General features: G+C 68.2%; 10 protein-coding genes. 9 read left to right on the top strand and 1 reads right to left on the bottom strand.

Going from position 1 to position 13,659, the window contains the following annotated elements; translation table 11 throughout:
• The first annotated feature begins 10 nt into the window (after positions 1–10).
• From ACYQ07_RS07305 to ACYQ07_RS07270, 8 genes are all read left to right on the top strand, one after another.
• Entirely contained in the window at positions 11–1,711 is a 1,701-nt protein-coding gene (locus ACYQ07_RS07305) for an acyl-CoA mutase large subunit family protein (RefSeq protein ID WP_459879287.1), read from the top strand.
• A 98-nt stretch (positions 1,712–1,809) separates the two neighbouring features.
• A complete protein-coding gene (gene acs, locus ACYQ07_RS07300) occupies positions 1,810–3,765 on the top strand; it encodes an acetate--CoA ligase (protein ID WP_459879285.1) in 1,956 nt (651 codons plus the stop codon).
• Positions 3,766–4,465: 700 nt separating this feature from the next.
• Positions 4,466–6,292: a bacterio-opsin activator domain-containing protein gene (locus ACYQ07_RS07295; RefSeq protein ID WP_459879283.1), complete on the top strand. Its 1,827-nt coding sequence runs from the start codon at positions 4,466–4,468 to the stop codon at positions 6,290–6,292.
• A gap of 106 nt (positions 6,293–6,398) precedes the next feature.
• Entirely contained in the window at positions 6,399–8,390 is a 1,992-nt protein-coding gene (gene acs / locus ACYQ07_RS07290) for an acetate--CoA ligase (protein ID WP_459879281.1), read from the top strand.
• Between the two features lie 82 nt (positions 8,391–8,472).
• Positions 8,473–8,919: a DUF4212 domain-containing protein gene (locus ACYQ07_RS07285; RefSeq protein WP_459879279.1), complete on the top strand. Its 447-nt coding sequence runs from the start codon at positions 8,473–8,475 to the stop codon at positions 8,917–8,919.
• Positions 8,916–10,601 (top strand): sodium:solute symporter family transporter, encoded by a 1,686-nt coding sequence (locus tag ACYQ07_RS07280; protein WP_459879277.1) that lies wholly within the window; start codon positions 8,916–8,918, stop codon positions 10,599–10,601. The genes ACYQ07_RS07285 and ACYQ07_RS07280 overlap by 4 nt, the downstream gene beginning before the upstream one ends.
• A gap of 6 nt (positions 10,602–10,607) precedes the next feature.
• The gene (locus tag ACYQ07_RS07275) at positions 10,608–11,072 is read left to right on the top strand and encodes a universal stress protein (RefSeq protein WP_459879275.1); all 465 of its coding nucleotides are present in this window, start codon (positions 10,608–10,610) and stop codon (positions 11,070–11,072) included.
• Positions 11,073–11,125: 53 nt separating this feature from the next.
• The gene (locus tag ACYQ07_RS07270; RefSeq protein WP_459879273.1) at positions 11,126–11,365 is read left to right on the top strand and encodes a DUF8119 family protein; all 240 of its coding nucleotides are present in this window, start codon (positions 11,126–11,128) and stop codon (positions 11,363–11,365) included.
• 67 nt (positions 11,366–11,432) lie between these two features.
• Here ACYQ07_RS07270 and ACYQ07_RS07265 read toward each other — a convergent pair whose 3' ends face one another.
• Positions 11,433–11,663: a hypothetical protein gene (locus tag ACYQ07_RS07265; protein ID WP_459879271.1), complete on the bottom strand. Its 231-nt coding sequence runs from the start codon at positions 11,661–11,663 to the stop codon at positions 11,433–11,435.
• 156 nt (positions 11,664–11,819) lie between these two features.
• Here ACYQ07_RS07265 and ACYQ07_RS07260 point away from each other — a divergent pair, with 156 nt between their 5' ends.
• On the top strand, positions 11,820–13,451 hold the full coding sequence (locus ACYQ07_RS07260) for a long-chain-fatty-acid--CoA ligase (protein ID WP_459879269.1): 1,632 nt from the start codon (positions 11,820–11,822) through the stop codon (positions 13,449–13,451).
• Positions 13,452–13,659 lie beyond the last annotated feature (208 nt).

The following is a 13,659-nucleotide window of genomic DNA, read 5'->3' as shown; positions in this document are numbered from 1 at the left end:
ACTCCGGGGTATGTACGACGACGAGGAGCTCGCCGCGATCCGCGAGGCCCACGAGGAGTGGGAGGCGGAGACGCTCGACCCCGTGCTCGACCGCTTCGGCGAGCGGAACGACCGCTTCGCCACCGTGTCGAACCACGAGGTCGACCGCCTCTACACCCCCGCGGACGTGGCGGACCTCGACTACGAGGAAGACCTCGGCTTCCCCGGCGAGGAGCCGTACACGCGCGGCGTCTACCCGACGATGTACCGCGGCCGGACGTGGACGATGCGGCAGTTCGCCGGCTTCGGCACCGCCGAGGAGACGAATGAGCGCTTCCATTACCTGATCGACGAAGGCCAGACCGGGCTCTCGACCGCCTTCGACATGCCGTCGCTGATGGGGCTCGACTCCGACGACGACATGTCGATCGGCGAGGTCGGCAAGGAGGGCGTCGCCGTCGACACGCTCCGGGACATGGAGATCCTGTTCGACGGCATCGACCTCTCGGAGGTGTCCACGTCCTTCACGATCAACCCGAGTGCCCCCGTCATCTACGCGATGTACGTCGCGCTCGCCGACGAGCGCGGCGTCCCCCGCGAGGAGCTCCGCGGGACCCTGCAAAACGACATGCTCAAGGAGTTCATCGCACAGAAGGAGTGGGTGATCCCCCCGGAGCCCTCCCTCGGGCTCGTCACCGACACGATCGAGTTCGCGGTCGCGGAGACGCCGAAGTTCAAACCCGTCTCCATCTCCGGGTACCACATCCGCGAGGCCGGCTCGACCGCCGTCCAGGAGCTCGCCTTCACGCTCGCGGACGGGTTCGCCTACGTCGAGGACTGTCTCGACCGCGGGATGGACGTCGACGAGTTCGCCCCGCAGCTCTCCTTCTTTTTCAACTCCCACAACGCGATCTTCGAGGAGGTGGCGAAGTTCCGAGCCGCCCGCCGCATCTACGCCAGCGTGATGGACGAGTGGTACGACGCCGAGCGCGACGCCTCCAAACAGCTGAAGTTCCACACCCAGACCGCGGGCCAGTCGCTCACCGCCCAGCAGCCGCTCAACAACGTCGTGCGGGTGACGCTGCAGGCGCTCGCCGGCGTGCTCGGCGGCACGCAGAGCCTCCACACCAACTCCTACGATGAGGCGCTGGCGCTTCCCTCCGAGCAGGCGGTCCGGGTCGCGCTCCGCACCCAGCAGATCATCGCCGAGGAGTCCGGCGCCGCCGACATCGTCGACCCGCTCGGCGGCTCCTTCGCCGTCGAGAGCCTCACGGACGAGGTTGAAGAGGAGGCGATGGCGTACATCGAGGAGATCAGGGAGATGGGTGACGGCTCCGTCCGCGACGGCGTGCTCGCGGGCATCGAGGAGGGGTACTTCCACCGCGAGATCCAGGAGTCCTCCTACGAGTATCAGGAGCGCGTCGACAGCGGCGAGGAGACGGTCGTCGGCGTCAACGCCTACGAGAGCGACGAGGACACCAAGCCCGACCTGCTCCACGTCGACGAGACCACCCGCGAACGCCAGCTCTCCCGGCTCGAATCCGTGAAGGCCGAGCGCGACGACGAGGCGGTCGCGGCCGCGCTCGACGACCTCCGCGAGACAGTAGAGGAAGGGGGCAACGTGCTTCCGGACGTGGTGACCGCCGTGAAGGCGTACGCCACCATGGGCGAGATCATGGACGTCTTTGAGGCGGAGCACGGGAGCTACCGGGAGACGGTCGGGCTGGCCTGATCCGTGATCCGGATCCCTTGCCGGTGTCCGACTCTTGAAACCGGCAACCTTCCCGCTCCGGGAAACCTATTCGTACCTGCGCGCTCGACTGTGAGGCCATGACCGACGCCGGATCGGGAGACGGCGACGCGGCGCCGGCCGACGAGGAGTCGGTCGAGCCGCCGGCATCCTTCCGGGAGTCCGCTGCCCTTCGCGATGAGGCAGTGTACGAGCGGTTTAGGGAGGAGTGGCCCGAGTGCTGGGAGGCGGCCGCCGACCGCCTCGACTGGGAGACCGACTACGACCGCGTGCTCGACGACGACCACCCGCCCTTCTACGAGTGGTTCACGGGCGGGGAGCTGAACGCGTCCGTGAACTGCGTCGACCGCCACCTCGACGAGCGGCGCAACCAGCTGGCGATCCGGTGGGTGGGCAAGCGCGGCGAGCGCCGCTCGTACACCTACCTCGATCTCCATCGCGAGGTGAATGCGGCGGCGGCCGCGCTCCGCGACCTCGGCGTCGAGGAGGACGACGTGGTGACGCTGTACCTGCCGATGGTCCCCGAACTGCCGATCACGATGCTGGCGTGTGCCCGGCTCGGGGCGCCACACAACGTCGTCTTTGCGGGGCTCTCGGCGGAGGCGCTCGCGACGCGACTCGACGCCGCGGAGTCGTCGTATCTCGTCACCTGTGACGGCTACTACCGGCGGGAGGACGCGTTCAACCAGAAGGCCACGGCAGATACCGCCCGGCTTCGGGCAGACGTGAACCTGTCCGCGACGGTGGTCGTCGACCGGCTGGGCGAGGCCCTTTCCGTGCCGCTTGGCGACGACGAGTACGACTACGACGAGCTGGTCGGGGCGCACGACGGCGAGACGGTCGACCCCGTAACGAGGGACGCGACGGACCTGCTGTTCGTGATGTACACCTCGGGCACGACGGGGCAGCCGAAGGGCGTCGAACACGCCACCGGGGGCTACCTCTCACACGTCACGTGGACCACCCGGAACGTGCTCGACGTGCGGCCCGAGGACACCTACTGGTGTGCGGCCGACATCGGGTGGATCACGGGCCACTCCTACGGGGTGTACGGGCCGTTGTCGGTCGGCACGACGACGGTGCTGTACGAGGGGTCGCCGGACTACCCCGACCGCGACCGGGTGTTCGACCTGATCGAACGCAACGCCGTGAGCGTTTTCTACACCTCGCCGACCGCCATCCGGTCGTTCATGAAGTGGGGCTCACAGTATCCTGCGGCCCACGACCTCTCGTCGATTCGCCTGCTCGGCACGGTTGGCGAGGCGATCACGCCGACCGCCTGGCACTGGTACCGCGAGCACGTCGGCGGCGGGGACGTGCCGGTCGTCGACACCTGGTGGCAGACGGAGACGGGCGCGATCATGCTCGCCACGCTTCCCGGGATCACCCCGATGAAGCCCGGCAAGGTCGGCCCACCCCTGCCGGGAGTGGAGTCGCGCGTCGTCGACGAAACCGGAGAGCCGGTCGACCCGGGCGAATCCGGCGTCCTCACCCTCACGAAGCCGTGGCCGGGGATGCTCCGCGGGCTCCGCGGCGGCGACGAGCGCTATCTCCGGGAGTACTGGACGCAGGTCGACGGCGAATGGCGCTACCGGACGGGTGACGGCGCAACCGTCGACGAGGACGGCTACGTCACCATCCTCGGTCGGGTGGACGACGAGATCAACGTGCGCTCCAACCGGTTTTCCACCACGGAGCTGGAGTCGGCCATCGTGGAGGTCGACGGCGTGACGGAGGCCGCGGTCGTCGGCAACGCCGCCGGCGGCGTGGTCGCGTACGTCACCACCCGCAGCGGCGTCACGCCCGACGACGACCTCCGCGACCGCGTCGGGGACCGGGTGGCGACTGCGGTGGGTGACGTGGCGCGCCCGGATCGCGTCGTGTTCACCCCGGATCTTCCCAAGACGCGCTCCGGGAAGATCATGCGCCGGCTGCTGGAGGACATCGCACAGGGCGAGTCGTTCGGCGACATCAGCGCCCTTCGCAACCCCGAGGTGGTCGGCGAGATCGAGTCGGCGGTTCAGGGAGAGGAGTAGCGTTTCGGATATACTGTGATAGGCGAAACAACCCTGTCGAAGTGACTGAGGAGGGACACGTGGTCTTGAACGGTTGCTGATCGATGCCGGGAGTGAGTATTGCAATTCTTCACCGCTGGGAGTGTATATAAACGGTCGAGAGAGGCTGTGACGTATCTCTTATAAACGGACGCGCTGTGCGGTGGCGCGCCCGGCGAGCGCCCGGCGGGCGCTCGTCGGCGCGCGAGGGAGTCGTCGCCGCAGGCGACGACGAGGCTGGGGAGGTGTGAGGTGCGGTGCTGGGCGGTGCGGGGTGGGACTCAAAGGGGCAGCCGGCTCCGGGAAGACGGGCGACGTAAGCACTCAAAAGGCCGGACGGTGCCGAGAGGCCTTTTGAGCGCGCAGCGAGGCCCTCGACCGGAGCCGGCTGGGGCTTTTGAAGGCGGTCCTCACGTGCGCAAAACGAGCAACTCACCGAATAAACGTAGCTTATAAACGCACCACACCGCCTCCAACGCTCCACTTATAAACGCCTCATCCAACCACGTACAACACTCACTCCCGATCTCGATCATCATTCAGTCGCCATCAGCGAGATGGCCAACTATCGGCTCCGATCTCGACGGCGACGAAGACGCAAGCGCACCACGCGCTCGCTCCGCGAATCGCGTGGTCTCCGCAACCTTCTTGTTTCGGGTTGTTGATCGTACACGAAACAGCCATGAGCCGGGACCTCTCGCGAGCGGAGTACGACGCCGTGACGGCGGCCGCGGAGACGTACCGCGCCGCGTTGGTCGTCCGGCTGGCGGGGGAGGCGGGGCTGCGGACCGGCGAGATTCCCCGGGTGCGCCCCGGCGGGCTGCGGGAATCGTCGACGCCGGGCGCGTTTCTCCTTGCGGTCCCTGCGGCGGAGGATCACGGAGACGACGGTCGAGGGGGCGATGACGCCGCCGTCGACCGCGAGGCGTTCGTCCCCGCGTCGCTGGCGGCGGAACTCCGCCGGTATGCGGACGGACGGAACCTTGACGATTCGGAGCCGTTCGTCGACGTGTCGACCCGTCGGGTCCAGATGCTGGTCAACGAAACCGCGGAGCGGGCGGCCGAGCGGATGGACCGGCCGGCGCTCGCGGATCTGACGCCCCGGGACCTCCGGCGCTTCTTCGCTCGCAGGCACCTCGACGACGGCGCAAACCCCCATGCGGTCCGTGAGGCGGGCGGCTGGGAGACGCTGGGCGCGCTCGACCGTCACCTCGACCCGCTTTCGGGAGAGGCGGTCGCCGCCGCGCTCGGTGACGGGTCAGCTGGTGAAGCGGCGCCGGCTGATGAAGCGGCACCGGCTGGAGAAGCGGAGTCCGCCGATAGTGCGGAGACGACGACCGCCGGCATCGTTGGTGCGCTCGACGCGGTCGCCGACGCGACGGACCGCGAATCGCTGCTCGACGGACTCGTCGACCGACTGACGGCGACGGATCGGTGGGCGGCGGCGTGGGTCGTCGAGCGCGGCCACGGCGCTGCTCCGGGCGTGGCTGCGGCGGCCGGTGACGTGCCGTCGGACGGTGAACGCCGCCGGTTCGAGCCCGAATCGGGCGACGAGTCGGTTGCTCTCGGTGCCGTCGACACCCCTCTCACCGGCACCGTCTCGTCTCCGGACGGCGACCGGACACGCCCGGCGCTTGCGGTGCCGGTGGCGTATCACGACGCGACGTACGCGACGCTGTGTGTGGCTGGCGACCGACCGACGATGGCTGACCGCCGGGCGGTTACGGCGATCGCTCGGACGGCCGGCCGGGCGCTCACGTCGTTCCGATGGCGGGATCTGCTCCACTCCGACGCCGTGACCGAGGTGGAGTTTCGCGTCGACGACCGGACGGCGTTTCTCGCCCGGCTTTCGGCCGATCTCGACTGTCGGGTGGAGGTGGCGGCCACGGTGGCCGTCGGGGAGGCGCTCCGCTGTTATCTCGACGTGACGGGGGCGGACGCACACGCGGTTGCGGACGTCGTCGAGGCGTCACCGAGCGCGTCCGATCTCGGGCTCGTGGAGGCCCGCGAGGACGGCTGTGCCGTCTCCGTGCTGATCGCCGGCGAGTCGGCGGTCCACGCGCTGACCGAGCACGGGGCCACGGTGCGGACGGCGACCGCGGAGGATGGGCAGGTGCGGGTCATCGCGGACGTGCCCGACGGGACGGACGTGCGCCCGGTCGCCGCGGGGCTCCGCGAGCAGTTCCCGGACGCCCGGCTCGCGAGCAAGGAGTCGACGGTGCGGCCGCCGGACACCGCCGCCGGGCTCCGCGAGGACGTGGCCGACCGGCTCACCGACCGCCAGCAGGCGGCGCTGTCGGCGGCGTACCACGGCGGCTACTTCGACTGGCCCCGCGGCAGCACTGCCGAGGAGGTCGCCGACGCGATGGGCGTCTCCTCGCCGACGTTCCACAACCACCTGCGAAAGGCCCAACGCGCCCTCCTCGACGCGCTGTTCGAGGGCGACGACGGCGTCGAAGACGCCGGCGCGGACACCACGGCCAGCTTGGGGGCGTCCGACCGCGAGTGAACGGGTGGGGCGAGTAGCCGACCCGCAGGCCGGCACGGATCGTTCACGATTTTTCCTATTTAGCGCGGCCGTTTATTAGGGCCACTGTGCTGTGTCCGTTCGTATCATGACAGAGGGTGACGGAGAACTGGAAGCGAGACTGGCCGAACAGGCGGTGTTCGAGCCGCCGGAGTCGTTCACCGAGCAGGCGAACGTCTCGGATTCGGGGATCTACGAGGAGTTCGAGGAGAACTGGCCGGCGTGTTGGGAGACGGCCGCCGACCTCCTCGACTGGGAGACCGACTACGACACGGTGCTCGACGACTCGAACCCGCCGTTCTACGAGTGGTTTACGGGCGGCGAGCTGAACGCGTCGGCCAACTGCCTGGACCGCCATCTCGACGAGCGCGGCGACGAGACTGCCATCGAGTGGGTCGGCGAGCCCGTCGACGAGGCCGACCGGTCGTTCACGTACGCGGAGCTCCACCGCGAGGTGAACGAGTTCGCCGCCGCGCTCCGTGCGCAGGGCGTCGAGGAGGACGACGTGGTGACGCTGTACATGCCGATGATCCCGGAGCTGCCGATCGCGATGCTGGCATGTGCCCGGATCGGGGCGCCCCACAGCGTCGTCTTCGCCGGCTTCTCCGCCGACGCGCTCGCGACGCGGATGAACGCCGCCGACTCCGAGTATCTGGTCACCTGTGACGGCTACTACCGACGCGGTGACCCGCTCGACCACCTCGACAAAGCCAACGAGGGGCTCGCGAGCGTCGACCATGAGACGACGACGGTCGTCGTCGACCGCCTGAGCGACAACGGCGACGACTTCGGCCACGACCTCGCGGACGATCAGGTGGACTACGACGCGCTGGTCGACGAGCACGCCGGCGCCGAGGTCGAGCCGGTGACCCGGGACGCCGAGGACATGTTGTTCCTGATGTACACCTCGGGAACTACGGGGAAGCCGAAGGGCGTGAAACACACCACGGGCGGCTACCTCTCGTGGGCGTCGTGGACCTCCCAGTCGGTGCTCGACGTGAAGCCGGATGACACGTACTTCTGTGCGGCCGACATCGGCTGGATCACGGGGCACTCCTACATCGTCTACGGGCCGCTCGCGCTCGGCACGACGACGATGATGTACGAGGGGACGCCCGACTACCCCGACCGCGACCGCCTCTGGGAGATCATCGACGAGTACGACGCAAACCAGCTGTACACCGCGCCGACGGCCATCCGCGCGTTCATGAAGTGGGGCTCGCAGTACCCCGAGCAACACGACCTCTCCTCGCTGCGCCTACTCGGCACGGTCGGCGAGCCGATCAACCCGCGCGCGTGGAAGTGGTACTACAAGCACATCGGCGGCGAGGAGTGTCCCGTCGTCGACACCTGGTGGCAGACGGAGACGGGCGGGATGATGATCACCACGCTGCCGGGAATCTCGGACATGAAGCCCGGCGCGGCCGGGCCGCCCCTGCCGGGTCTCGACGTGCAGATCGTCGACAACGCCGGCGACGAGGTGAGCGCCGGCGAGGCGGGCTATCTCACGGTCCAGAAGCCGTGGCCCGGGATGCTCCGGACGCTGTACAAGAACGACGAGCGCTACATCGAGGAGTACTGGGCGGAGTACTCCGACACGGACAGCGACGACCCCGACGACTGGGTGTACTTCCCGGAGGACGGCGCGAAGATCGACGACGACGGCTACATCACGGTGCTTGGCCGGGTCGACGACGTGATCAACGTCTCCGGCCACCGGCTGGGAACGATGGAGATCGAGTCGGCGATCGTTGGCGTGGAGGGCGTCGCCGAGGCCGCCGTCGTCGGCGGCGACCACGACCTCAAAGGCGAGGCGGTGTACGCCTACGTCATCACCGAGGACGGCTACGACGGCGACGACGCGCTCCGCGAGCGGATCGTCGCCGGCGTCGAGGAGGCGATCGGCCCGATCGCCCGGCCCGAGCAGGTCGTGTTCACGCCCGACCTGCCGAAGACCCGCTCCGGGAAGATCATGCGCCGGCTGCTGGAGAACATTGCCGACGGCAAGGAGCTCGGCAACACCAGCACGCTGCGCAACCCGGAGATCGTCGAGGAGATCCAGAAACAGGCGCAGGGCTAACGCCCGGCGCGCCTTTTTGCTATTCGAGAACACACGACACGGACCACGACACCACCCACGAACCCAATTATCACGTTCAACCATGTCAGACACACACTCACACGACGAATCGACCGCCGCGGTACGCACCGACGGCGGGAAAAGTGACGTCGAGCGGGAACGCGAGATCGACTATCTCGACGTCGAGATCAACCTCCTGAAGCCGGCGACGCCGTTCATGCGCGACCATCTGCGCGTGATCTGGCTCGGCTTCGCCATCTGGATCGTCACGACGTTCGGCCCGATCACGGCGACCCGGATCGCGCCGGACCTGATGACGACGCCGATGCCGGTCATCGAGTTCCCGTTCCACTACTTCTCGATCGCGATCATCGGCCCGGCGGCGGCGCTGTTGCTGTCGGTGTGGTACGCGAAAAAGCGGGACGAAATCGACGAGAAGTACGGTATCGAGCAAGTGGACAACGACCCGGTCGGCGAGGCAAGCGCGGGCGCCGACGCCGCCGCGGCTGACGGGGGTGTCGAGGAATGATGGCGATGCAGGTGTTGCTCCAGTCCGAGGAGCTGCTGCCGGAGGGACTCGACATCTCGTTCAAGCTGCTTCCGGCGATCATCGTCGTCTCGATGATGCTGCTGTTCCTGGCGGTCGGGTTCGTGTTCAAGGTGGCCGACACCGACGACATGTGGGTCGCCGGTCGCTCCATCGGGAACGTCGAGAACGGGATGGCGATCGGTGCCAACTGGATGTCCTCGGCGTCGTACCTCGGCATGGCAGCGATCATTGCACTCGACGGCGTGTACGGGCTTTCCTTCGTGGTCGGCTGGACGACCGGCTACTTCATCCTGCTCATCTTCATGGCCGCACAGATGCGGCGGTTCGGGAAGTACACGGCGCCCGACTTCGTCGGCGACCGGTTTAACTCCGACACCGCCCGCGCGCTCGCCGCCGTTACGACGTTCCTCATCGGGTTCGTCTACGCACTCGGGCAGGCCCGGGGCATGGGACTGGTCGGAATGTACGTGCTCGGCGACATCAACAACGTGATCGCGATCCCCGGATTCAGCGCCTACCAGGCGATGATGGTGCTGTTCATGGTCGTCACCATCGGCTACCTCGCGCTGTCCGGCATGCTCGGCGCGACGAAGAACATGGCGCTGCAGTACGTCATCCTCATCGTCGCGTTCCTCGCAGGGCTGTTCGCCACCGGCTGGACCGCGGGCTACTCCACGCTCCTTCCGCAGATCGAGTACGGAATGCTGATAAGCGAGCTCGGAAACGAGTTCTCCGACCCGTTCGCCGGCGGGAGCTACTACCTCTGGATCGCGACCTGTTTCAGCCTGATCTTCGGTACCTGTGGCCTTCCACACGTGCTGGTTCGCTTCTACACGGTCGAAAACGAGCGGACGGCCCGCTGGTCGTGTACCTGGGGGCTGTTCTTCATCTGCCTGCTGTACCTCTCCGCGCCCGCCTTCGCGGCGTTCGGCACGGACCTGTACAGCCAGGAGATCGGCGCCGCTTACGGTGACCCCGGCATGACCGAGGCCGCGGGCGACGTGATCGTCGTACTGGCGGCACAGCTCGCCGGCCTCCCGCAGTGGTTCGTCGGATTCGTCGCCGCCGGCGGTATCGCCGCGGCGGTCGCGACGACGGCCGGCCTGTTCATCGCCGCGTCGTCCGCCATCTCACACGACATCTACGCCAACATCATCAACGAGGACGCCACGCAGCGCCAGCAGGTGCTCGTCGGCCGCCTCAGCATCGTCCTGATCGGCGTGCTCACCATCGCGTTCGCGCTGGACCCGACGGCACCCATCGCCGCGCTGGTCTCCTTCGCGTTCTCGCTTGCCGCCATCGTGCTGTTCCCGATGTTCTTCCTCGGGCTCTGGTGGGAGAACACCAACCGGGAGGGAGCACTCGCCGGCATGACCAGCGGCCTGGTCATCTGGCTCATCCCGATGTTCAACGAGGGCCACTTCGGCGCCGCTTGGGGGATCGACGTGATAGCCACGTGGATGCCCGCCATCGGCTCCGCGCTGATCGGCATGCCGCTGGTGATGCTGATCACCATCTTCGTCTCGTACGTTACGGACGAGCCGCCCGAGCGAACCAAGCAGATGGTTCGGCAGTGTCACAGCCCCGAGCCGATGCCGCGTGACAAGACCGCGGCGGAGGTCGTCCGGGAGAAGAACGGCAACACCCCTGCGGACGACTGAGAGACAATGTACGAACGCATCCTCGTTCCGACGGACGGTAGCAAAGTGGCGGAGAACGCGGTCGACGACGCGGTGACGCTCGCCGAGCAGTTCGGCGCGGAGGTGCACGCGCTGTTCGTGGCCGACACGGACGCGGTGCACTACGCGCTCGGCACCGAGCAGGTCGACCGGATCCGGCAGGGACGGTTCCCCGAGATGACCGAACTCCGCGAGGACGCGGAGGCGGCCACCGGCTACGTTCGCGAGCAGGCGGAGGCCGCCGGCCTCGGGTTCGTCGAGCGACACGCCGGCGGGCAGCCCCACGACGTGATCGCCGACTACGCCGAGGAGAACGACATCGACCTCATCGTGATGGGGAGTCACGGACGCGCCGGCGTGCGCCGCGCGCTGCTGGGCAGCGTCACCGAGCGGACGCTCCGGTCGACGCACGTCCCCGTCCTCGTCGTGGACTATCGCGCCGAGGAGGAGTGACGGTCTCGAAAGAGTAAGGTTCCTCCTTTCCCTCCCTTCGATATCTCGACACCATGAGCCTCAAAGACCGCGTCGTCGACCACGTTCGCGAGAACAGAACCGGGATGGTCCACGACCTGATGTTCGCCGTCGCGTGGGTCGCCATGGTGTCGTTCCTCTTCGACTTCGTGTTCCTCACCGCCCCGTGGTGGGCGTACTACATGTTCATGCTGGCGGGTATCCCCGCGTACTTCGCCTTCTTCATCTCGCTGGAGATCGCGCGCGAGCACCAGGCGGCCCGCAAATCGGAGTAGAAGGCGGCCCGCGAACCGGAAGATACCGCTCGACGGAGGCGGGCAACCGGCTCCGCGACCGGCACGCTCAGTCGTCGGTCGCCTCCCTCGCGGCGCGGGCCCGCTGACGGATGCGGAACGCGATCAGACTCACGGCGGCGAACCCGATCGGAAACCCGAACGCGACGGGGTCGCCGCTCCCGAGCGCGTTGCCCAGCGTGACCCCCGCCATCAGCGCGAACAGCAGCGAGAGCAGTCCCGCGATCGGGATCACGAATCCCTCGGGGAACGCGGTGCCGCGGCCGTTAGCATCTCCCATACGGCCGGATGCCCGCGAGCCGATATAAACCCGACGAGGCCGGCCGGCACCGGGAGCGACGCGAAGCGCAACGGTCGTCGTTCGACGGGGGCGACGGCACGGTGCGCCGTCGTTCCGGGCGAAACGCCTTTCATACATGATAGATAGTTATAGACGATGCGAACGCCACTGCTGACGACGGAGTTCCTGGACCGCGCGCGGCGTCACTACGCCGACGAGGAGGCGGTGCTCGCCGTCGACGGAACGCGGTACACGTATGCCGAGCTCGGCGAGCGCGTCGACCGGTTTTCGGCGGCGCTTCAGGACAGGGGGATCGAGAAGGGCGACCGCGTCGCCGTGCTCGACCCGAACACGCACTACCACCTGGAGGCGGCCTACGGGGTGATGCAGGTCGGCGCCGTCCACACGCCGCTGAACTACCGGCTGACGCCGGACGACTTCGCGTACATGCTGTCGGACGCCGGCGTCGACGCCATCTACGCGGACGCCGAGTACGCCGGGAAGATCCAGCAGGTCCGCGAGGAGGTTCCCACGTCCATCTTCCTCACCGACGATCCGGATGCGGTCGACGGCGACTGGGAGTCGGTCGAGGCGGCGCTCGACGACGCCGACCCGGACGCCTACAAGCGTCCCGAGATGGACGAGGACGAGGTGATCACGATCAACTACACCTCGGGAACGACCGGGGATCCGAAGGGCGTCTGCCGGACCCACCGCGCGGAGACGCTTCACGCGTACCTGATCACGGTCCACCAGGAGATCACCGACGACGACGTCTACCTCTGGACGCTTCCGATGTTCCACGTCAACGGCTGGGGGCACATCTACGCGGTCACGGGGATGGGCGCCCGGCACGTCTGCACCCGTGGGGTCGACGCCGGCGAGGTGTTCGCGCGGATCCGCGAGGAGGGCGTCTCGTACTTCTGTGCGGCGCCGACCGTCCTCAACATGCTCTCGGACCACCACGCCGAGCACGGCGGCCCCACCACGGGCGAGAACCCGATCCGCGTCGCGACCGCCGGCGCGGCGCCGCCCGAGGCGACGATCCGCGCCGTCGAGGAGGAGTTCGGCTGGGAGCTCAAACACGTGTACGGCGCCACCGAAACCGGGCCGCTCGTCACCACCTCCGACGCGCCACGGCACCTCGATAACGCCGCGGACGCCGGCGGCGACGGCGCCCGGTTCGGCCTCAAGAAGACCCAGGGGATCGGCTACCTCGGCACCGAAGTGCGGGTCGTCGACGAGGACGGCGACGACGTGCCCCGCGACGGCGAGACGATCGGTGAGGTCGTCGTTCGCGGCAACCAGGTGATGGACCGCTACTGGAACAAGCCGGAGGCGACCGAGGCGGCGTTCTCCGAGCGCGCCGAGGGCTACTACCACATGGGCGACCTCGCGGTCGTCGACGAGAACGGCTTCATCTCGATCCAGGATCGGAAAAAGGACATCATCATCTCCGGCGGCGAGAACATCTCCTCCATCGAACTGGAGGACACCCTCTTCGAGCACGAGGCGGTCGCGGACGCCGCGGTGATCCCCGTGCCCGACGAGCAGTGGGGCGAGACGCCGAAGGCGTTCGTCGTCCCCGCGAGCGGCGACCCCGCGGACGCCGGCGTGACCGCCGACGAGCTCCGCGAGTTCGTCCGGGAGCGCGTCGCCGACTACAAGACGCCCGGCGCGGTGGAGCTGGTCGCCGACCTTCCCACCACGGCGACCGGGAAGATCCAGAAGTACGAGCTTCGCGAGCAGGAGTGGGCCGACGAGGAGCGGATGGTTGGAGAGGGGTAGCGGCGCGGAGGGGTCGGCGGAGCGGTGCGGCGCAGAGGGGCCGGCGGAGGGGTCGGCGGAGCGGTGCGAAGCGGTGCGGAGCGGTGGCGCGCCCGGCGAGCGCCCACCGGGCGCGAGCCGGCACGCGAGGGAGGCAGCGGGCGCCGGCGGAGCGGTTTCCCGCCGGCGCCCGTCTGCCGAGGCTGGGGAGGCGTGAGGTGCGGGTGCG

The organism is Halorubrum gandharaense, from assembly GCF_054654575.1.
The sequence above is the reverse complement of the archived record's forward strand: the minus strand, read 5'-3'. Positions and strand labels throughout refer to the sequence as shown.